Consider the following 19,183-nt stretch of genomic DNA (forward strand, 5'->3'; position numbering starts at 1 on the left):
GTCATTCCTTTCCGTGGGTGAACTCGCCGGTCAGCTCGCCGACGGCGGCGAGGGTTTCGGCCGCCCCGTCGGCGACCACCGTGGCGAGGGAAACGTTGTCCGCACCGGCGGCGAGGTACTCGCCGATCCGGGCGCGGGCGGTGTCCTGGTCGCCGACCAGGCCGAAGAGGTCGAGCCACTCGTCCGGCATCTCCGCGGCGACGACCTCCGGGCCGCCGCGGGAAAGCAGGTCCGCGAGCTGCTCGTTGGCACCGGCCGCACCGGTGAGCGGGCCGGGGCCGGTCGCCGCGAGGTAGAACGCCAGTACCGGCTTGAGCGCGGCCCGGACGTCGGCGACCCGGGACGGGTCACGCGTGACGTTGGCGGCGAGCAGCACGCTGATCGTCACGCGGTCGGTGCGGCCCGCGGCCTCGGCGGCGGCGTCGAGCTTCTGCCGGGCGGCGCGGACGTACTCGACCGGGGCCAGCGCGCTGACCAGCAGACCGTCGGCGAGCCGGCCGGTCAGGTCGAGGCCCTTGTCGCCGAGGACGCCGGTGAAGAGCGGCAGCGGTTCGGGTACCGGATGTGTGAGCGCGACCTGGCGGAATGTGGCGAACCGGCCCTCGTCGTCCACGGTTTCGCCGTTCAGCAGCGCCCGGACGCCGGTGATCGTCTCGCGCAGCGCGCTCATCGGCGATCGCTGGGTCAGGCCCATTTGCGCGGTCCATGCCGGAACGCCGTGTCCGAGGCCCGGGATCAGCCTGCCCGGGTACGCCCTGGCCAGGGTCGCGAGCTCCATCGCGAGCAGCGCCGGATGCCGGACCACCGACGACATCACGCCGATCCCGACCGGAATCCGCGCCGTCGCACCAAGCGCCAGCGCGGCGCCCGCGATACCGCCGAGGAAGAAGTAATCCTCGGGGATCCACAGTTCACCGTAGCCCGCGGACTCGGCTTCGGCCGCGTACTTGCCGATTTCTTCGGGCGGGGTCGTGCTGCCGAGCAGCATTCCCAGCCTGCTGCGCACCGGGTCGGTCATGAGCGGGCTCCTCACGTTTTCCTTGGCTGGCGCCACGTTATGAGCGGCGCGGAGCCCGGCGCTTCGGACGCGATGACGAACCCGCGCGGCGCGGGGTGTGCACCGTGCCCGGTCCCGCTATCGTCGGACCACCCGCCGCCGACGAGGGGAACGCCGATGGGGCAAGCACCTTCCACAGCACTTCAGCTCGGTCTGCTGGTGCTGTTCGTGCTGCCCGGGATCACCTACCAGTTCCTGCGCGAACGCTGGCGCGGCCCGGTTCCCGGCGAACGCGACCTCGGTGAACGGGTACTGCGCTCGCTGGCCGCGTCGATCGTGCTCGACGTGGCTTACCTGATCGCGGCAGGCCCGGAGCTGGTTCGGCTGGTCCGAGGCATCCACGGCTGGGACGTTTCGGGTTCCACGCTGCGCGTCGCCGGGCTGCTGGGACTGCTGCTGTTCGTGGTGATCCCGGCCGCCGCCGCGGGTGCGGTCACGTTGGTACAACGTCGTCGGCGCCGCACCGCGCGGTACCTCAACACCCCCACGGCCTGGGACTGGATGTTCCGCGATCGCGGCTCGTGCTTCGCGCGCGTCCGCCTGAGCGACGGCACGTGGGCAGGCGGCTGGTACGGCTCGCGCTCGTACGCGTCGTCGTATCCGCATCCGGCCGAGCTGTACCTGCAGACGGCCTGGGTGATGGGCCCGGACGGCCGGTTCCTCCGCCCGGTCGAGGGAAGCGCCGGACTGCACCTGCGCGCGAGTGACGTCGACCTGGTGGAGCTGCTGGATGTTCCCGCTCAGGAGCCCAGCACGGACTGACCCGGCTAGTGCTCGCCGGTCCGGTTGGGCAAGTTCGCGTAGCGGGGGTCCACCCCCTCGTAGCGGGCGGACGCCTCGTCGCCCGGCTTCCGCATCTCGGAATTCGGGACGAGGCAGACGCAGCACCGCGCGCAGCTGCCGCGTCTGCCGGAAACCCACCTGCCCGCCGGTACCGAGCTCCCACAGCTTGCGCGGCGGCCACGAATTGCGCGGGAACTCCCCAGCAGCTCGGCCAGCAGCAGTGCGTCGGAGGCCGTGACCGGTTCCGGCACCCCGCCGGGACGATACCGATGGAGCGGTGGCCGGGGCTCCCACAGAGCCGCCTCGACGCGCTGCGGATCACCGCCGGAGGGGTCCGCAAACCGTGCACCGGTCAGCGCCATCCACGCCTGCCCGATGGCGCCTCGAAACCGCATCGTCGAGCAGAATCGCGCATTCCCGGCTGCACGCGTGATAGAGCGGCGACTCCGGGCCAGGTGGATGAGCAGCCCCTGGACGGAACAACCCGGCGGAAATCGGGTTCCCGTCCGCTTCGCAACGCCAGCCTGCCGCAGCCCGCACGAAGGGCCTTGACGAAACGGCCGACGTGACTCACGATGTGTTCGTCAGTCGCGCAGTCGTACGTCAGACGAACACGGAGCGGTGATGTCGGTGATGTCGACCGGAAGATTCTTCAAACAGGCTTTCACGTCGAAGCTGTACCTCACGGTGCTCGTCGCGATCGTGCTCGGTGCGCTGGTCGGCTTTCTCTGGCCTCGGACGGGCACGGCGCTGCAGCCGGTCGGCACCGGGTTCATCGCGCTGATCCAGATGCTCATCGCGCCGGTGGTGTTCTGCACGATCGTCACCGGGATCGCGTCCGCGGGCGAGCTCGCGAGCGTCGGCCGGATCGGGGTGAAAGCGCTGGTGTACTTCGAGGTGCTCACCACGATCGGGCTGATCATCGGCCTCGTGGTGATGGACGTCGTGCGTCCCGGCGACGGCATCCATGCCGACCCGGCGTCGCTCAAGCTGTCCGGCGCCGCGCAGCAGTACGTGCAGACCGGGGAAAACCAGCACTGGTACGACTTCCTCGTCAACATCATCCCGAAGACCGCGGTCAGCGCGTTCACCGAGGGCAACGTCCTGCAGGTGCTGCTGATCTCGATCCTGTTCGCCGTCGCGATCAAGGCGATGGGCAAGCGGGGCGAGCCGCTGTTGCACGGGATCGAGCGCGTCGGCGAGGCGACCTTCGGCATCGTGCGGCTCGTGATGTACCTGGCGCCGCTGGGTGCGTTCGGCGCGATGGCCTACACCACCGGCAAGTTCGGCGCGTCGACGCTCGCGAGCCTCGGCGGGGTCGTCGTGCTCTTCTGGGTCACCGGGATCCTGTTCTGCCTGCTGGTGTTCGGCGCCGTCGCGCGGCTGTGCGGGATCCGGATCCTGCGGCTGTACCGCTATTTCAAGGACGAGCTGCTGATCACCCTAGGCACCGCGAACTACGAGGTCGTGATGCCGCAGCTGATGGACAAGCTCGAGCGGATGGGCTGCCCGAAGCGGATCGTCGGGCTCGTGGTGCCGTCCGGGTACGCCTTCAACGGCGACGGCGTGTGCCTGTACCTCGGGTTTGCGTCGCTCTACATCGCGCAGGCCTTCGACGTGCACCTCTCGGTGTGGCAGCAGATCGGTCTGCTCGCGGTGTTCATGCTCACCTCGAAGGGCAGCGCGGGCGTCGCCGGGGCGGGCTTCGTGATCCTGGCCGCGACACTGTCCACTCTGGACACGGTGCCGAACGCGGGCATCATGCTCATCCTCGGCATCGACCGGTTCCTCTCCACCATGCGCGGCATCGTGAGCCTGTGCGGGCAGATGCTCGGCAGCATCGTGGTGAGCCGCTGGGAGAAGGTCCTCGACCTGAATCGCGCGCGAGCCGTGCTGGCCGGGGAAACCCCGGCCGTCCCGGCCCCGGTGTAGTCAAGAAGTAGTCAAGACCTGGCCAAGACAAGGGGAAACTGTGGCACGAATCGGCTCTTCCGACGCGGGCGGCCCGGTCGCCGACCGGATCCGGCAGCGGCGCGGCGGGCGGCTCACCCCGCTCGACACGATGCTGCTGCACAGCCCGGCGTTCGCCGACGGCTGGAACAGCCTGCTCGGCGCGATCCGCGGGGCGTCGACCCTGTCCGCGGACGTCCGGGAACTGGCGATTCTGCGGGTCGCGGAGCTGAACGGCGCCGCGTACGAATGGGCGGCGCACGAGCCGGTCGCGCGGGAGGCCGGGATGACGGCCGAGCAGATCGCCGCTCTCCGCGCGGATGGCGACCCGGCCGTGCTCGCCGGACCGCACCGAGCGGCCCTCGCGTACACCGACGCGATGACGCGGGAAGTCGCCGTACCCGACCTGGTTTTCAAGGCACTGCAAGAACATTTCGCCGACCAGCAGATCGTCGAGCTCACCACGACGATCGCCGCGTACAACATGGTCTCGCGGTTTCTCGTGGCACTGGAGGTGGGCCGGGAATGACGAGGCTGACCGGCAAGGTCGCGGTGATCACCGGTGCCGGGAGCGTCGGGCCGGGCTGGGGCAACGGCCGAGCAGCCGCGGTCCTGTTCGCCCGCGAAGGGGCGACGGTGTTCGCCCTGGACCGGCGGCCGGACGCGCTGGCCGAGACCGTCGAACGGATCTCGGCCGAAGGCGGTACGGTCCGCACGCACCTTTGCGACGTCACCGACAGCGCGTCCGTCAAGTCCGCAATGGACACTTGCCGGGCCGAGTTCGGGTCGCTCGACATCCTGGTCAACAACGTCGGCGGCTCGCGTCCCGGCGGACCGGCCGAGCTGAGCGAGGCGGACTGGTCGGCACAGCTGGAGTACAACCTGACCAGCGTGTACCTCACCTGCCGGCATGCGATTCCGGTGATGCGGGAGCAGGGCGGCGGCGCGATCGTGAACACCGCGTCGACGTCCGGCCTGCGCTGGACCGGGTCGCCGCAAGCGGGGTACGCCGCCGCCAAGGCCGGAGTCATCCAGCTCACCAAGGTGATCGCCGTACAGCACGCCGCCGACGGGATCCGCGCGAATGCCGTCGTACCCGGTCAGCTGCACACGCCGATGGTCGAAGCGCGGCTGGCCGGACAGCGGGAAGACGGCGACGTCGACGCGTTGCTCGCGCGTCGGCAGGCGCGGATACCCTTGGGATTCATGGGAGACGGGCGCGACACCGCGTACGCCGCGCTGTACCTGGCTTCGGACGAGGCGAGGTTCGTCACCGGTACCGAAATCGTCGTCGACGGCGGCATGACCGCGAGGTGTGACTGATGCTGCAACCCACGTGCGCCGGACCGGTCGCTTCGCCGACGAAGCCCGCGCTCGCCCTTCCGCCCGACAGCTGCGATGCGCACTGTCACATCTTCGGCCCCACCGACGTCTTCCCGTACGCGCCAGACCGCACCTTCACGCCGCCCGAAGCACCGAAGGAGGACCTCCAGCGGCTCCACGCTTTTCTCGGCTTCGCGCGCGCAGTGATCGTCCAATCTGCTTGTCACGGAACAGATCACTCCGCGCTCCTCGACGCGCTCGAGAACGGCAACGGCCGCTATCGCGGGGTCGCAATCGTCACGCCGGAGACGCCCGACGCGGAGATCGCACGGCTACACGAAGCGGGCGTACGCGGCGCGCGGTTGCACTTCACACCACACCTCGGCCCGGCGCCGTCACGGGAAACCATCGACGCCATCGCAGCCAAAATCGCGCCGTGTGGCTGGCACATTGCGCTGCACGTCGCCGGAGACGGCATCGCCGACCACGAAGACCTGGTGCGCGAACTGCCGCTGCAAGTGGTGATCGACCACATGGCCCGCGTGGACCTGCGCGCCGGGCTGGACAGCAAACCGTGACGGCGTTGCTGCGGCTGCTCGACACCGGCACGGTGTGGGTGAAGCTGAGCGGCGCCGACCGGATCGCCACCGCACCCCCGGATCTCGCCGATTCCGCCGCGCTGGCCCGGCTGCTGGCCGAACACGCGCCGGAACGCGTGGTGTGGGGCACCGATTTCCCGCACCCGAACACCCACGGCTTCATGCCGGATGACGGCCACCTGGTCGACCTGCTGGCCGACATCGCACCCAGCCCGCAAGCACTACGCCGGCTACTGGTGACAAATCCCGCGCAATGCTTCGACTTCGCGTGAGCAGCCCGTCACGAATGCAGACCGGCGATGTCCTTCGTGATCGCATCCGCCGTCTCCAGCAACCGCGGGACGAACTCCGCGCGCAGCTTCTCCACCGACACCCGCGCGGCGTTCGCCGACACGTTCAGCGCCGCGATCACCCGGCCGCCACGGCCGCGGACCGGCGCCGCCGCGGACCGCACGCCTTCCTCGCGTTCGCCGTCCACCAGCGCGTACCCCTGTTCCGCCACCCGCGCCAGCTCGGCCTTCAGCGCCGCCCGGCCGGTGATCGTGTTGGGCGTGAGCCGGCGCAGCTCGGTGGTGTCCAAATAGGACTCCAGCTCTTCGTCGGTCAGCGCGGCCAGCAGTACCCGGCCCATCGACGTCGGGTACGCGGGCAGCCGGGACCCGACGTTGAACGTAACGGTCATCATCCGCGACGCCGGAACCCGTGCCACGTACACGATCTCGCCGTCGTCGAGGGTGGCGAGCGAGCTCGACTCGCGCACCTCGTCCGACAGCGCGCGCATGTGCGACTGGGCGTGTTCCCAGAACGGCAGCGCGGCGAGGTAGCCGTAGCCGAGCCGCAGCACGCGCGGGGTGAGGCTGAACCGGCGGCCGTCGGTTTCGGCGAACCCGAGCCGCTCGAACGTGAGCAGGATGCGGCGCGCGGTGGCGCGCGTGAAGCCGGTGACGGCCGCGGCCTCGCTGACGGTCATCGCCGGGTTGTCTCCGGAAAAGCTTTGCAGCAACCGGAAAGCCTTCTCGACCGAATCGATGACATCCGGGTCCTCGCGAGACACCGCCGCTGCCCACCCTCCTGCCAGGCCGTCAAGTTCAGGAAGGACACTACCCGATGACCGAGGCGTTACTGTTCGTGCTCGCCGAACCCGGGCCGGTCCCGGAGGAGGAATTCCACGACTGGTACGACACCGAGCACGGCCCCGCGCGGCTCGGCGTGCCGGGCATCCGCACCGGGTACCGCTACCACGCGCTCGACGGGCAGAAACCGAGCTGGCTGGCGTGGTACGAACTCGATTCCGCCGCACTGGACAGCCCGGAGTACGAAATCATCCGACACCGAAGCCCACGGGAGCAGGACATCGTCGACCGGCTCACCACGCTGGACCGGCGCGTGTACGAACTCCTCGACGACCGCGGCACGGCGCCCCCGGAACCGGCCGTGGTGGTCGCCGTCCAGCTGTCCACGTCCGATCCCGACGGCCTCGACGCGTGGTACCGCACCGAGCACCTCCCGCTGCTGCACCGCATGGACGGCTGGTACCGCACCCGCCGCTACCGCCGCACCTCCGGCGCAGGTCCGGATTTCCTGGCATTCCATGAGATTTCGGATGTCCGCCTGTTCGATGCCGACGAATACCGCCACGCGACGAGCACCCCGGCGCGCACGCAGGTGATGGACAGGGTGACTGCCCGGGAACGGCGGGTGTTCGGCTTCCATCGGCGCATCTCGCGGTGATTGGTACAGCAGGCACCACCACCGCGGTCGCGCCTGCTGAACCGGAGTCCGGGCATTGTCTTCATGGTCAACTTCCGGACCCGCTCTCTAGGGTTTCTTTCGTCCACTCAGGACAGCCGAACCAAGAGAGCGGGGACAGGGAAATGGTACGTGTGAGAGCGCTCGCCGCCGTGGTGGCGACCGGGGCGGGCCTGCTGGCCGGCGCCGGGTTCGCCACCGCGGGACCGGTGAGCGAGGGGGGATCGGGCCTGGACCGGTACTACCACCAGCGCCTGGACTGGAAAGCCTGCGGGGTGAAGAACCTCGACGACGCGGGCGCGCAGTGCGCCGACGTCACGGTGCCGCTGGACTACTCTCGGCCCGGCGGGCGCACGATCAAGGTCGCGATCTCCCGGCTGAAGGCCACCGACCCCGGGCAGCGGCGCGGGGTCATGCTGTCCAACCCCGGCGGGCCCGGCGCGGCGGGGCTCGACATGATGCTCGACGTCCGGACCGCGATGACCCCGGCGGTCACCGCCCGCTACGACCTGATCGGCATGGACCCGCGTGGCATCGGCCGCTCGACACCGGTCAACTGCGGCTGGCCCGTGGGCACCATGTTCCGCTCCGCGGGCATCGACCGGACCGGCTTCGACCGGACCCTCCGGCTCGAAGAGAAGCTGGCCGGCCAGTGTTTCGCCGCAGAAGGTCCTGGCGTCCGGCAGTTCACCACCCGGAACACCGCCCGCGACATGGACGTGGTCCGCGGCGCGCTCGGCGAACCGAAGGTCAGCTACTTCGGCTGGTCCTACGGCACCTACCTGGGCGCGGTCTACACCCAGATGTTCCCGCAGCGCAGCGACCGGATCGTGCTCGACAGCGCGATCGACCCGAAGCACTACGGCGTCGGCAGTTTCCAGGCGATGGGCCCGGCGAACGAGGCCGGGCTGGACGACTGGGCGGCCTGGACCGCGGCCCGCGACGGCGAGTACCACCTCGGCACCACCGGCGCGCAGGTGCGGGCGCAGGTCGAGAACCTGATCCGCGGGGCCGCGAAGTCCCCGATCAAGATCGGCACGCACCAGGTCGACGAGCACCTGGTGCCGACCGTGCTGTTCAACCTGCTCGCCGACCAGCGCCTCAACGACGTCCCGGCCGCGCTCGTGCGGCAGCTCGTCGACGCCGCCGCGGGCAAGCCGGTGCAGATCGACCCGCGACTGGACTTCCTGCTGACCGCGCTGACCAAGCCGACCCCGGAAACGCAGGGTTCCGGCGAAGCTCCCATCGCGTGCGGTGACGTCTGGTCCCCGCACGACCCGGAGTACTACTGGCGCACGATCGAGCGCAACCGCGCCTCGCAGCCGGTGTTCGGCGGCTTCGCCAACGGCCCGACCGCGTGCGCGTTCTGGCTCCCGCCGGTCGAACCGCCGACCGCCGTGCACAACTCGGTGCCCACGCTGATCGTGCAGGCCACTCGCGACAGCCGCACCCCGTACGCTGAAGGCGTTGGGCTGCACCAGGCATTGACCGCGTCGCGAATGGTCACGCTGCAGGACGTCCGGGTCCACGCCGTCTTCGGGCACTACCCGAACGCCTGCGTGGAGAAGGCCGTCAACACCTATTTCAGCGACGGCGTGCTCCCGAGCGCCGATACGACCTGCTGATCCCATCCACCGCAGCGCCTTCGAATTCTCGGAGGCGCTGCGGTGTCACGAGAGCCGCGCGCGGATCGCGGGTACCACTTCCTCCGCGAACCGGCGCATCTGGCCGTCGTAGTCCCCGGCAGGCCAGAAGACGAACCCGGTGATCCCGGCGTCGGCGGCGGTCGCGGCCTGGTCGGCCCACTGGGCGACCGTGCCGGTGAACGGGTCGCTCGACGACGTGTCCGCGATGGTGCCCGAAATGTTGTAGACCTTCCGGATCGCCGACGGGTCACGACCGGCGGCGCGGGCACCTTCGTCGATGCGGGCGGAGGCGGCGGGGAGTGCGTCGAGCGGCAGATAGGCGTGCGACGGGAGCCAGCCGTCGGCGCGGGCGCCGGTGAGTTTGAGCGCTCGCGGTCCGTAGGAACCCAGCCACAGTCCCAGATCCGGACCGGGTGGCGGGCCGGGGTGGACGCCGGACAGCCGGTACACCGACCCGTCGGTTCGCGCCGAACGTTCGCCGCTCCACATCGCGCGGATGACGTCGATCGCCTCTTCCTGCGCATCGATCGCTTCGCGCGGCGTCCGGCGCGGGCCGCCCATTGCGGCGATAGCGTCCCAGAACCCACCTGCGCCGAGGCCGAGCTGCACCCGGCCGCCGCTCAGCAGGTACAGGCTCGCGACGGCCTTGGCCAGGATCGCGGGCGGCCGCAGCGGCAGGCACGCCACGGTCGGTACGAAGGTGATGCGCTCGGTGCGGGCGGCCAGGAACGTGAGCAGCGTCCAGGTGTCGTGGAAGCGCACCTGGTACGGGTGGTCCTGGATGGTGATGAGGTCGAGTCCGTACTCCTCCGCGGCAAGGGCTTGGCGCAGCGGTGCGTCCCCGTTCTGCCAGAGCGGGTCCACGTTGGCACCGAACAACAACGACATCACGGCTCCTTCGGCCTCGGAGTGCTTCCTCGGCAGCGTGCCACAACTGCGGCTTTCGCGACGCCGTGCACGCGCCTACCGTCATCGCGAGGAGTTGAGCACGATGGTCGAACCGTTGCCGTTCGTCGGGCGTGCCGCGGTGCTTCGCGAGGTCGCCGCGGTACTGGCCGCTGCGCGCGCCGGGCGCGGCGGGCTCGTGCTGCTGACCGGCGCCGGCGGAGCCGGGAAGACCCGGATCGCGGCCGAAGTGGCCGGTACCGCGCAGGATTTCCGTACCGTCTGGGCCTGGTGCCCGCCCGACGCTTTCGGGCCGTGGGCGCAGATCCTCCGCGATCTGGTCGCGGATGTGCAGGGTGGCCGGATCGCACAATCGTCGCCCGAATTGCGGGCAATCGTCACCGGACAGGTGCAGAGTCGGCCGGGCAATCCCGAGGAGTCACGGAGGCAGCTCGCGCGGGACGTCGCCGCGGTACTGCGGGCCGAATCCGCTACCAGGCCGCTCCTGTTGGTGCTCGACGACGTGCACGAGGCGGACGCGTCGTCGCAGCGGTTGCTCGCCGAAGTCAGCGCGACGATCCGGACGGCGCCAGTGGTCGTCGTCGCCACCGCGCGCGACGACGATTATTCCTGGCACGGCCGCACCCAGACCCGGGCAATGCTGCTCGGCCGCGCGTTGTGCATCCCGGTCGGACCGCTCGACGACGCCGACGTGGCCCAGCTCGTCACCGCGGCCACCGGGCAGCAACCCGACGCCGACGAGGTCCGCGAGATCGTCGCCCGCACCGGCGGCGAGGCGTTTTTCGTGACTGAACTCGTGCGGCACGGTTCCGGTGTCCCGGCCTCTGTGCGCGCAGTCGTCCGCGCCAGGACGGCCGGTCTACGAGCGGAATGCGCGACCGCCCTCACCGCGGCTTCCGTACTCGGCGTGCGGTTCCGGCTCGACGTCCTCGCCGACCTGACCGGGGTCGCGCTGCCCGGAGTCCGGGCGCTGCTGGGTGAGGCGTCGGCGGCGGGTTTGCTGGGCGAGCTCGACGCAGGTACCGCAGCGTTCCGCCACCAGCTCCTGCGCGACGCGGTGTACGACGCCATACCTGCGGCCGAACGCGCCGAGCTGCACGCCAAAGCCGCCGACGTGCTGGCGAGCCACGCCGAACGCGGACGCGACCTCGGTCCGGCCCAGGTCGCCCAGCACTACCTGCAAGCAGGTCCCGAACATGCCCTCGCTGCCGCCCGATTTGCCCGGCTCGCCGGGGATCAAGCCGCCGCGCTGCTGGCCCACGACGAGGCCGTGGCGTGGTACGAACGCGCCCGCGAAGCCGCCCCCGGCGACGACCCCGAGCTGTTGCTCGCCTGCGGAACGGCCCGGCTCGGCGCAGGTGACCGCGTCGGCGCGCGAGCCGATTTCCTCGCCGCCGCAAGGCTTTCCGACGCGCGGCCCGACCTCCTCGCCCGCGCCGCACTCGGTCTCGGCTCGGGCGCGACGGGCATCGAGGTCGACCTGCTCGACCACCAGCAGGTCGACCTCCTCGAACGCGCCCGGGCAGCGCTGCCGGAGGAAGATTCGGCGTTGCGGGCAGCGGTCATCGCGCGGCTGTCGGTCGCGACGACGCTTCTCGAACCGGACGACCAGCGGCTCGCGCTCGCCGAGGAAGCCGTGCGGGTCGCCCGCCGGGTCGGCGATCCGGCCGCCCTCGCCCAGGCGCTGGCCGCGCTCTGCGACGCGAAGCCCGGACCCGCGAACTGCACGGACCGGCTCGGCTGGGCGGACGAGATCATCGCCCTCGCCCGCGGGCTGCGCGATCCGGTGCTCGAACTGCTCGGCCGCCGGTTGCGGCTGGTCGCGCTGCTGGAAACCGGGGCGGTCGCCGACGCTGAGGTGCTCGCTTTCGACCGCCTCGCCCAGGTACTGGATCAGCCGTTCTACCTTTGGTACCCGCCGTTGTGGCGTGGCATGCGCGCGCTGCTGGAAGGCCGGTACGACGACGCCGCCGAGCTGCTCGACCGCACCGAGGAGCTGGGTCGCGAATCCGGCAGTGCGAACGCGATCATGCTCGCCGCCACCCAGCGCTGGTGCCTGCTCTCCGACGACGGGGACCGCGCAGCGCTGGCCCGGTTCACCTCGCAGGTCGCGCTCGACGAAATTCCCGGACTCTGGCCGCAGGTGACGCTCGCGCTGCTGGCCGCTCAGTTCGACCGGCCTGCCGAGGCCCGCGACCGGCTCTCCGCCGTTGCCCCGCGGCTGCCCGACGCTCCCCGAGACTCCGAATGGCTGCCGATGCTGGCCCAAGCCGCCGAGACGATCGCGCTGACCGGCCCGCATCCGCTGGCCCGCCCGCTGTACGACTGGCTGCTGCCCTACGCGGACCTGTTCGTGGTCGAAGGTATCGGCGCGGCCATTCGGGGTCCGGTACACCGGCATCTCGCGCTGCTGGCCCACGCGCTCGGCGACCCCCACGCGGCCGCGAAACACCGCGACCGCGCCGTCGCCGCAGCGGAATCGATTGGCGCGACCGCGCTGGCTGCCCGAATCCGCACCGAATCCGGGTCGACGCCCGGCGTGGACACCTTCGCCCGCGACGGCGAGGTGTGGCTGCTCCGGTTCGACAGCCGCGAGGTCCGGCTCCCGGACGCCAAGGGCCTCCAAGACCTGGCGCGGTTGCTTGCCCAGCCGGGAGTCGCCGTGGCCGCCATCGACCTCGCGACCCCCGTCCGTCCGCCTGTGGAAGGCGACCTGGGTGAGGTCGTCGATGCCACTGCCCGCGCCGCCTACCGCCGACGGCTGAAGGAACTGGACGCAGCATCCGACGCCGCCGACGCCGCCGGAGATGCGCCAAGGTCAGCAAAGATCGCCGAGGAACGCGAAGCCCTGCTGCACCAACTGTCAGCCGCCTACGCCATCGGCGGCCGCGCCCGTCGCGCAGGAATACCGGCCGAACGCGCCCGTACCGCCGTCACCGCGCGGATTCACGCCGCTATCGAGCGGATCGGCCGGGCGCATCCCGACCTCGGACGGCATCTGCGCAACACCGTCCGCACCGGCACCCGCTGCGTGTACGAACCGGAGACCGCACACGCCTGGCACACCTGACCGCACATCGTGCGATCCGACCTCACGCCTACCCGGTGCACACATCCACCGGCCGTGAGGAGCCTCCGATGCCGCGCACCAGCAAAGCCGAAGCACCGCTGTCCGTCGACGAACCCGAGATCGAAGGCCGTTATGTCGACCTCGGCGAGTACACCGTCGGCTACGAAACCTACAAAGCCGACGTCGACCCGGCTCCGCTGTTCCGCGGGCTGCCGGACGACCGCTGCCAGTGCCCGCACTGGGGCACCGTCGTACGCGGGAAGATCGTCTTCCGCTACCCCGATCACGACGAGGTCTTCCAGACCGGCGACGCCTACTACGGTGCACCCGGCCACCTGCCGCTGATCTTCGCCGGTACCGAGGTCGTGGAGTTCAGCCCGACCACCGCGCTGGGCGCCACCATGGACGTCGTCGGCCGCAACCTCGCCGCGGCGAAGGCAAGGTGACCCCGATGTTCCTCGCCGCCTACCACTTCGACGGACCGTCCGACGAACTGCTGCCCGCCTACGACAAGCTTCTCGCCGGATTCCCGGCCGACGCGATCGTGCTGCACGCCTGCGTCGTCCGCGACGGCGGGATCACCGTGTACGACTCCTGCCCGGACCGCGCGGAGTTCGCGAAGTTCAGCACCGATCCCGGGTTCCGGGCCGCAATCGCCGACGCCGGACTGCCCGCCGCCCGCATCGAACCGCTCGGCGAAATCCACGCCGTGCGCGGAACCCGGACGGTGACCGGATGACCGACCTGTCCACTTTGGACGCCACCGCGCAAGCCGCGCTGGTCCGTGGCGGCGAGCTCACCGCCACGGACCTGGTCGAGGCGGCCATCACCCGGATCGAGCGGCTCGACCCGCTGCTCGGCGCGGTGGTGACCCCGATGTTCGAGTCGGCCCGCGCCGAAGCCGCCACCGCGAGCGGTCCCTTCGCCGGAGTGCCGTTCCTGGTCAAGGACCTGGTCGCCGAGGTCGCCGGAGTCCGCTTCACCGAGGGGTCGGCCTTCTTGCGGGACAACGTTTCCCGCTACGACTCGGAGCTCGTGCGGCGGCTGAGGCGGGCCGGTCTCGTACTGGTCGGCAAGACGAACACGCCGGAGTTCGGCATGGTCCCCACCTGCGAGCCGGTACTGCACGGGCCGACGCGGAACCCGTGGTCCACCGACCACTCGACCAGCGGGTCCAGCGGCGGTTCGGCGGCCGCGGTCGCCGCCGGTCTCGTGCCGATGGCCCACGGCAACGACCTCGGCGGCTCGCTGCGGTTCCCGGCGTCGGCGTGCGGGCTGTTCGGGCTGAAACCGACGCGCGCGAGGGTCCCCCTCGGCCCGGAGTACGGCGACGTACTGGGCGGCTGGGCCGTCGAGCACGCGCTGACCAGGTCGGTCCGCGACAGCGCCGCCCTGCTGGACGCACTCGCCGGACCATCGCTCGGCGACCCGTACCCCGCGCCGGTACCCGACCGCCCGTTCGCCACCGAGGTCGGCGCCGATCCGGGCCGCCTGCGGATCGCCTTCAGCCCGCGCCTGCCGGACGGATCCACCGGACACCCGGACTGCGTCGCTGCTCTGGACGACGCCGTCCGGCTCTGCGATTCCCTCGGCCACACCATGGAAGAAGCCGACCTGCCCGGCCTGACCCCACCGGTCGGCGACGCAATCGGCACGATGTTCAATGCGGCGACGGCGTGGATCGTCGGCTATTGGATCCGCAAGCTGGGCCGCCACCCTGGCCCGGACGAACTCGAGCCGCTCACGTACGCGTACTGGACCGCCGGACAACGCGTGAGCGCCGCCGATTACCTGCTGGCCGTGGAGGATCTGCAGGCGTTCGCCCGGGTGGTCGCACAGTTCCTGTCCCGCTACGACGCCTGGCTGACCCCGACGATGTCCGCGCCGCCCGCTCTGATCGGCGAGATCACCTCGACCTTGGCGGAACCGATGCGCGCGCTGGAACGCGGTGCGCCGACGGTCGGGTACCCGGCGGTGGTCGCGAACATCACCGGCAACCCGGCGATGTCAGTCCCGTTGTGGCGCAACGGCGACGGCCTCCCGATCGGGGTGCACTTCCTGGGCCGTTTCGGTGATGAAGCCACGTTGCTCCGGCTCGCTTCCCAACTCGAACAGGCCCGCCCGTGGGCCCTTGCGCTGGAGGAATGCCAGGCACGGCTGCAGTGATCATTCCGTTGTGCCAACGAAGGCCACCCTGATCCGGCTCGGATCCCGATTTCCGTTGCCGAGGACCGAAACCCGATCGCGACGTCGGCGCCGAGCCGGTCGCGCGACGGCCCTCCTGCGCGAACGCACCCGTTACCTCCGCGAACAGCACCGCGACCACCGAGCGCCGACGTCCAGGAAATGCGCATGATCGAGGTGCACTTCGAGAGCGGGACCTCCCCATCCCGCAGTGAGAGTTACAGAGGTCCAATCTTTATGCTTAAATGGAGGTGACCCGCCCAAGCCCCGAAGGAGCACGAAGCATGCAGCGGAACGTCCTCGTCGTGCTCACCGACGATCACGGGCAGTGGGCGGCGGGCTGCTACGGGAACTCCGAGGTCCGCACCCCGACGCTCGACCACCTCGCCGGCACCGGGGTCCGGATGGCCAACGCGTTCACCCCCACCCCGGTCTGCTCGCCTGCCCGCGCCAGTTTCTGGACCGGGCGGCTGCCGTCGCAGCACGGGGTGCACGACTACCTCGCCGGCCGCGACCCCGAGGTCGCCGCGACTCCGTGGCTGCAGGACGAGACGACGCTCGCCGCTTTGCTGCACGACCAGGGTTATGTCACCGGGCTGTCCGGCAAATGGCATCTCGGGCCGGTGGGGGAACTGCCGCCCGCCGGGTTCGATTTCTGGTACGAACGCTCCGGTCCGGTGCCGCGCCCGCTCCCCTGTTTCGCGCCGTGGCCGACCGAACCGGAGCGGGAAACACCGGGCTACGACCGGCACGCGATGACCGACCGCGCGGTCGAGTTCCTGCGCCGCCGCGACGGCGAACGTCCGTTCTTCCTCACCGTCGGCTACTTCGCCACGCACAGCCCCTGGCTGGGGCACGCCGAACGGCTCGTCGACTCCTACCGCGGTTGCCACTTCGACGACATCCCCGACGACATCACGTACCCCTTCGGCCGGTTGCGCTCCGAGGCCGTCTACGGCACCCGAGCGAACCCGCGGGAAGCGCTCGCGCAGTACTACGCGGCGGTCACCGACGTCGACGAGCAGGTCGGCCGTCTCCTGGACGAACTCGAGGCGCAGGGCCTGCGGGAGTCCACGCTCGTCGTCTACACCGCCGACCACGGCCTCAACGCGGGCCACCACGGCTTGTGGGGCAAGGGAAACGCGACGATCCCGTACAACATGCTGGAGGAGTCGATCCGCGTCCCGCTGATCCTCAACCAGCCCGGGACCCTGCTCGGCGGGCAGGTCCGCCAGGAACCGGTGACCCATCTCGACACGTTCGCCACCATCGCCGAGCACGCCGGGGTACCGCTTCCGGCCGACCGGCGCTACCCCGGCCGATCCTTCCGCGACCTGGCCGTGGGCAAGGCAATTCCCGGCTGGCCGGACGCCGTCCACGGCGAGTACGGCACCACGCGGATGATCCGCACGCCGCAGCACAAGCTCGTCCGGCGGCATCCCAGCGGACCGCACGAACTGTTCGACCTTGCCGCCGATCCGCGCGAAACCACGAACCTCCACGCCTGCCCGGAGCATCAGGAGCTGGTCAAAAAGCTCACCGAGGACCTGGATCGCTACTTCGAGGAGTACACCGACCCGCGGTTCTCCGGCTTGCGCGCGGCGGAACTGCCCCGCCACAACGGCGACGAGGCATGGCGCGAACCGGGTGCACACGTCGTCGTGGACGAGCCCGCGTGGCTCGCGAACCTGTGACCGCGAAGGGAATTTCCTTGACCGAGCCCGATTTCGCCGGCCGCATCGGACGGACCGCCGCCGAGTCGACCCCGTACTGGACGCCGGACCAGCCGCGCGGCAGCAGGCCGAACGTTCTCCTCGTCCTGCTCGACGACACCGGCTGGTCCGATTTCGGGTGCTACGGCTCGGAAATCCGCACGCCGTCGATCGACGCACTGGCTCGCGACGGCCTCCGGTACCGCAACTTCCACGTGACCCCGCTGTGCTCGCCCACCCGCGCGTGCCTGCTCACCGGCCGCAACCACCACGCCACCGGCATGCGGTTCCTCGCCGACACCGACACCGGGTTCCCCAACTCCCGCGGCCGCGTGCACCCGGAGGTGCCGACGCTGCCGGAACGCCTGTCCGCCGCTGGGTACGGCACCTACCTCGTGGGCAAGTGGCACCTGGCCCCGCTGGCCGAGATCACGCCCGCCGGGCCGTACCACAACTGGCCGCTCGGCCGGGGGTTCGAGCGGTTCTACGGGTTCCTCACCGGCTGCACCGACCAGTACACGCCCGAGCTGATCGAGGACAACCACCAGGTCGACCCGCCCGCCGACCCGGACTACCACCTGTCGGCCGATCTGGCCGACCGCGCCATCCGGTACCTCACCGACCACGCGACCTTCCGCGGCGAGCAGCCGTTCTACCTGCAGCTCGCCTTCGGGGCGACGCATGCGCCGCACCAGGCGCCACGCGAGTACGTGGAGCGCTATGTCGACACGTTCACCAAGGGCTGGGACGCGACCCGCGCCGACCGGCTGCGCCGCCAGATCGAAAACGGCCTGACCCCGCCGGGAACCGCACTCGCGGAACGCAACCCAGGGGTCCAGCCGTGGGACGAGCTCGACGCCGACGCCAGGACGCTGTACACGCACCTCCAAGCCGCCTTCGCCGGGTTCCTCGAACACACCGACGCCCAGCTCGACCGCGTGCTCGCGACCTTGCAGCGCCTCGGCTTGCGCGACAACACGCTCGTCGTGGTGTGCTCGGACAACGGCGCGAGCCGCGAGGGCGGACCGCACGGTTCGGTCAGCACCAACGAAACCTACAGCGGCGTCCGGCCCCCGGTTGCCGCGCAGCTCGGCGACCTCGGCGTGATCGGCAGCCACGAGGGCCCGTCGGTCTACCCCGAAGGCTGGGCGATGGCGGGCAATACTCCCTTCCGGCGGTACAAGCAGTTCGTCGACCTCGGCGGGGTGCGCTCGCCGCTGGTGGTTTCCTGGCCGGCCGGGATCGAGGCCAAGGGCGAGGTCCGCACGCAGTTCGTGCACGCGATCGATTTCGCCCCCACCGTCCTCGACCTCACCGGTACCGCCTCGGACACTCCGCTGGACGGCACCAGCATCGCCGCCACTTTCGCGGATCCGGCCGCCGCCACGAGGGAAACCCAGTACTGGGAAATGCTCGGCCACCGGGCAATCTGGCACCGCGGCTGGAAAGCCGTCACCGAACACACCGCAGGCACCGACTACGACAACGACACCTGGCGGCTGTACGACACCACGTCCGACTTCGCCGAGAACCACGACCTGGCCGCCGAACAGCCGGGCAAACTCGAGGAACTCGTCGCCGCGTGGTGGCGGGAAGCCGAGCGCAACCAGGTACTGCCGCTGGACGACCGGTCGCTGATCCAGCTGATCAGCGGGGGCTCGGTCGGCCTCGCCGGCCGCGGCGACCTGGTGCTGTACCCGCAGAGCGGCCACGTTCCGGTGGCCAGCAAGGTCACCGGCACCCGCGGCGCGCTGCGAATCACCGCACGGCTGCGCGCTCGGCACGACGGCGTCCTGCTGTCCAGCGGGAGCGCGCAAGGCGGGTACAGCCTGTACGTGCAGCAAGGTCGGCTGGTGTTCGAGCACCTGCTGCCGGACGCCCGGGTACGTTGTGTGGCAACGGAACCGGCCCCCGACGGCGAACACACCCTCGGCGTGACGCTCGAACCCCGGCCCGACGGCAGCTCGGCAGTATCGCTGTGGCAGGACGACCGGGTGGTCGGCGAGGCAACACTGCCGCGGACGCTGTCCCACCCGTCGTTCTGGGGACTGGACTGCGGACGGGACGCGGTCAGCCACGTCTCGACGTCGTACAAAGGCGAATTCCCGATCCCGCCGGACGCGCTGGAGAGCGTGACCCTCACACTCACCCGGCGCGCACCCGCCCGCGAAGTGGCCACCGAAATCGAAGCAACCCAATAAAAC

The 19,183-nt window shown here is 70.5% G+C and carries 17 protein-coding genes; 14 read left to right on the forward strand and 3 right to left on the reverse strand.

Annotation, left to right across the window (positions count from 1 at the left end):
- Nucleotide 1: 1 nt before the first annotated feature.
- The gene (locus OO71_RS14040) at nucleotides 2–1,018 is read right to left on the reverse strand and encodes an LLM class flavin-dependent oxidoreductase (protein WP_033290204.1); all 1,017 of its coding nucleotides are present in this window, start codon (nucleotides 1,016–1,018) and stop codon (nucleotides 2–4) included.
- A 156-nt stretch (nucleotides 1,019–1,174) separates the two neighbouring features.
- Between OO71_RS14040 and OO71_RS14045 the strand changes: the two genes are divergently transcribed.
- From OO71_RS14045 to OO71_RS53560, 6 genes are all read left to right on the forward strand, one after another.
- The gene (locus OO71_RS14045; RefSeq protein WP_033290205.1) at nucleotides 1,175–1,819 is read left to right on the forward strand and encodes a DUF6338 family protein; all 645 of its coding nucleotides are present in this window, start codon (nucleotides 1,175–1,177) and stop codon (nucleotides 1,817–1,819) included.
- Between the two features lie 645 nt (nucleotides 1,820–2,464).
- On the forward strand, nucleotides 2,465–3,772 hold the full coding sequence (gene dctA / locus OO71_RS14055) for a C4-dicarboxylate transporter DctA (RefSeq protein ID WP_245633663.1): 1,308 nt from the start codon (nucleotides 2,465–2,467) through the stop codon (nucleotides 3,770–3,772).
- A 40-nt stretch (nucleotides 3,773–3,812) separates the two neighbouring features.
- On the forward strand, nucleotides 3,813–4,319 hold the full coding sequence (locus OO71_RS14060) for a carboxymuconolactone decarboxylase family protein (RefSeq protein WP_033290207.1): 507 nt from the start codon (nucleotides 3,813–3,815) through the stop codon (nucleotides 4,317–4,319).
- Nucleotides 4,316–5,113: an SDR family NAD(P)-dependent oxidoreductase gene (locus OO71_RS14065; protein WP_033290208.1), complete on the forward strand. Its 798-nt coding sequence runs from the start codon at nucleotides 4,316–4,318 to the stop codon at nucleotides 5,111–5,113. Before OO71_RS14060 ends, OO71_RS14065 begins: the two co-directional genes overlap by 4 nt.
- Nucleotides 5,113–5,691, forward strand: coding sequence for an amidohydrolase family protein (locus OO71_RS46390; protein ID WP_281178413.1), 579 nt, complete (start codon nucleotides 5,113–5,115; stop codon nucleotides 5,689–5,691). The genes OO71_RS14065 and OO71_RS46390 overlap by 1 nt, the downstream gene beginning before the upstream one ends.
- Nucleotides 5,688–5,984: an amidohydrolase family protein gene (locus OO71_RS53560; protein WP_281178414.1), complete on the forward strand. Its 297-nt coding sequence runs from the start codon at nucleotides 5,688–5,690 to the stop codon at nucleotides 5,982–5,984. The genes OO71_RS46390 and OO71_RS53560 overlap by 4 nt, the downstream gene beginning before the upstream one ends.
- Nucleotides 5,985–5,992: 8 nt before the next feature.
- Here OO71_RS53560 and OO71_RS14075 read toward each other — a convergent pair whose 3' ends face one another.
- On the reverse strand, nucleotides 5,993–6,766 hold the full coding sequence (locus OO71_RS14075; RefSeq protein ID WP_033290209.1) for an IclR family transcriptional regulator domain-containing protein: 774 nt from the start codon (nucleotides 6,764–6,766) through the stop codon (nucleotides 5,993–5,995).
- A 53-nt stretch (nucleotides 6,767–6,819) separates the two neighbouring features.
- Here OO71_RS14075 and OO71_RS47355 point away from each other — a divergent pair, with 53 nt between their 5' ends.
- Together OO71_RS47355 and OO71_RS14085 are read left to right on the forward strand one after the other, a co-directional pair.
- Entirely contained in the window at nucleotides 6,820–7,443 is a 624-nt protein-coding gene (locus tag OO71_RS47355; protein WP_051791534.1) for a hypothetical protein, read from the forward strand.
- A 143-nt stretch (nucleotides 7,444–7,586) separates the two neighbouring features.
- Complete coding sequence (locus OO71_RS14085) at nucleotides 7,587–9,086, forward strand: alpha/beta fold hydrolase (protein ID WP_033290210.1); 1,500 nt, start codon at nucleotides 7,587–7,589, stop codon at nucleotides 9,084–9,086.
- 45 nt (nucleotides 9,087–9,131) lie between these two features.
- Here the strand turns inward: OO71_RS14085 and OO71_RS14090 are convergent, their stop codons facing one another.
- On the reverse strand, nucleotides 9,132–9,995 hold the full coding sequence (locus OO71_RS14090) for an LLM class flavin-dependent oxidoreductase (protein WP_033290211.1): 864 nt from the start codon (nucleotides 9,993–9,995) through the stop codon (nucleotides 9,132–9,134).
- Between the two features lie 103 nt (nucleotides 9,996–10,098).
- Between OO71_RS14090 and OO71_RS14095 the strand changes: the two genes are divergently transcribed.
- The 6 genes from OO71_RS14095 to OO71_RS14120 all read left to right on the forward strand — a co-directional run bounded on the left by OO71_RS14095 (nucleotide 10,099) and on the right by OO71_RS14120 (nucleotide 19,180).
- The gene (locus OO71_RS14095) at nucleotides 10,099–13,083 is read left to right on the forward strand and encodes an ATP-binding protein (RefSeq protein WP_033290212.1); all 2,985 of its coding nucleotides are present in this window, start codon (nucleotides 10,099–10,101) and stop codon (nucleotides 13,081–13,083) included.
- A 68-nt stretch (nucleotides 13,084–13,151) separates the two neighbouring features.
- Complete coding sequence (locus tag OO71_RS14100) at nucleotides 13,152–13,529, forward strand: cupin domain-containing protein (protein WP_033290213.1); 378 nt, start codon at nucleotides 13,152–13,154, stop codon at nucleotides 13,527–13,529.
- Nucleotides 13,530–13,534: 5 nt separating this feature from the next.
- Nucleotides 13,535–13,822: a protein-tyrosine phosphatase family protein gene (locus OO71_RS14105; protein WP_033290214.1), complete on the forward strand. Its 288-nt coding sequence runs from the start codon at nucleotides 13,535–13,537 to the stop codon at nucleotides 13,820–13,822.
- Nucleotides 13,819–15,249, forward strand: coding sequence for an amidase (locus tag OO71_RS14110; RefSeq protein ID WP_051791535.1), 1,431 nt, complete (start codon nucleotides 13,819–13,821; stop codon nucleotides 15,247–15,249). Before OO71_RS14105 ends, OO71_RS14110 begins: the two co-directional genes overlap by 4 nt.
- A gap of 302 nt (nucleotides 15,250–15,551) precedes the next feature.
- Complete coding sequence (locus OO71_RS14115) at nucleotides 15,552–16,961, forward strand: sulfatase family protein (RefSeq protein WP_051791536.1); 1,410 nt, start codon at nucleotides 15,552–15,554, stop codon at nucleotides 16,959–16,961.
- A 17-nt stretch (nucleotides 16,962–16,978) separates the two neighbouring features.
- Nucleotides 16,979–19,180: an arylsulfatase gene (locus tag OO71_RS14120; RefSeq protein WP_063740069.1), complete on the forward strand. Its 2,202-nt coding sequence runs from the start codon at nucleotides 16,979–16,981 to the stop codon at nucleotides 19,178–19,180.
- Nucleotides 19,181–19,183 lie beyond the last annotated feature (3 nt).

Source organism: Amycolatopsis jejuensis (genome assembly GCF_000717335.1).
GTDB lineage: Bacteria > Actinomycetota > Actinomycetes > Mycobacteriales > Pseudonocardiaceae > Amycolatopsis > Amycolatopsis jejuensis.

What these genes read in the sequence shown, in the direction of transcription:
- OO71_RS14090 (WP_033290211.1), bottom strand. Translation starts at nt 9,995, where the DNA reads ATGTCGTTGTTGTTCGGTGCCAACGTGGACCCGCTCTGGCAGAACGGG.
- OO71_RS14110 (WP_051791535.1), top strand. Translation starts at nt 13,819, where the DNA reads ATGACCGACCTGTCCACTTTGGACGCCACCGCGCAAGCCGCGCTGGTC.
- OO71_RS14040 (WP_033290204.1), bottom strand. Translation starts at nt 1,018, where the DNA reads ATGACCGACCCGGTGCGCAGCAGGCTGGGAATGCTGCTCGGCAGCACG.
- OO71_RS14045 (WP_033290205.1), top strand. Translation starts at nt 1,175, where the DNA reads ATGGGGCAAGCACCTTCCACAGCACTTCAGCTCGGTCTGCTGGTGCTG.
- OO71_RS14065 (WP_033290208.1), top strand. Translation starts at nt 4,316, where the DNA reads ATGACGAGGCTGACCGGCAAGGTCGCGGTGATCACCGGTGCCGGGAGC.
- OO71_RS14085 (WP_033290210.1), top strand. Translation starts at nt 7,587, where the DNA reads ATGGTACGTGTGAGAGCGCTCGCCGCCGTGGTGGCGACCGGGGCGGGC.
- OO71_RS14105 (WP_033290214.1), top strand. Translation starts at nt 13,535, where the DNA reads ATGTTCCTCGCCGCCTACCACTTCGACGGACCGTCCGACGAACTGCTG.
- dctA (WP_245633663.1), top strand. Translation starts at nt 2,465, where the DNA reads ATGTCGGTGATGTCGACCGGAAGATTCTTCAAACAGGCTTTCACGTCG.
- OO71_RS46390 (WP_281178413.1), top strand. Translation starts at nt 5,113, where the DNA reads ATGCTGCAACCCACGTGCGCCGGACCGGTCGCTTCGCCGACGAAGCCC.
- OO71_RS14095 (WP_033290212.1), top strand. Translation starts at nt 10,099, where the DNA reads ATGGTCGAACCGTTGCCGTTCGTCGGGCGTGCCGCGGTGCTTCGCGAG.
- OO71_RS14100 (WP_033290213.1), top strand. Translation starts at nt 13,152, where the DNA reads ATGCCGCGCACCAGCAAAGCCGAAGCACCGCTGTCCGTCGACGAACCC.
- OO71_RS14115 (WP_051791536.1), top strand. Translation starts at nt 15,552, where the DNA reads ATGCAGCGGAACGTCCTCGTCGTGCTCACCGACGATCACGGGCAGTGG.
- OO71_RS47355 (WP_051791534.1), top strand. Translation starts at nt 6,820, where the DNA reads ATGACCGAGGCGTTACTGTTCGTGCTCGCCGAACCCGGGCCGGTCCCG.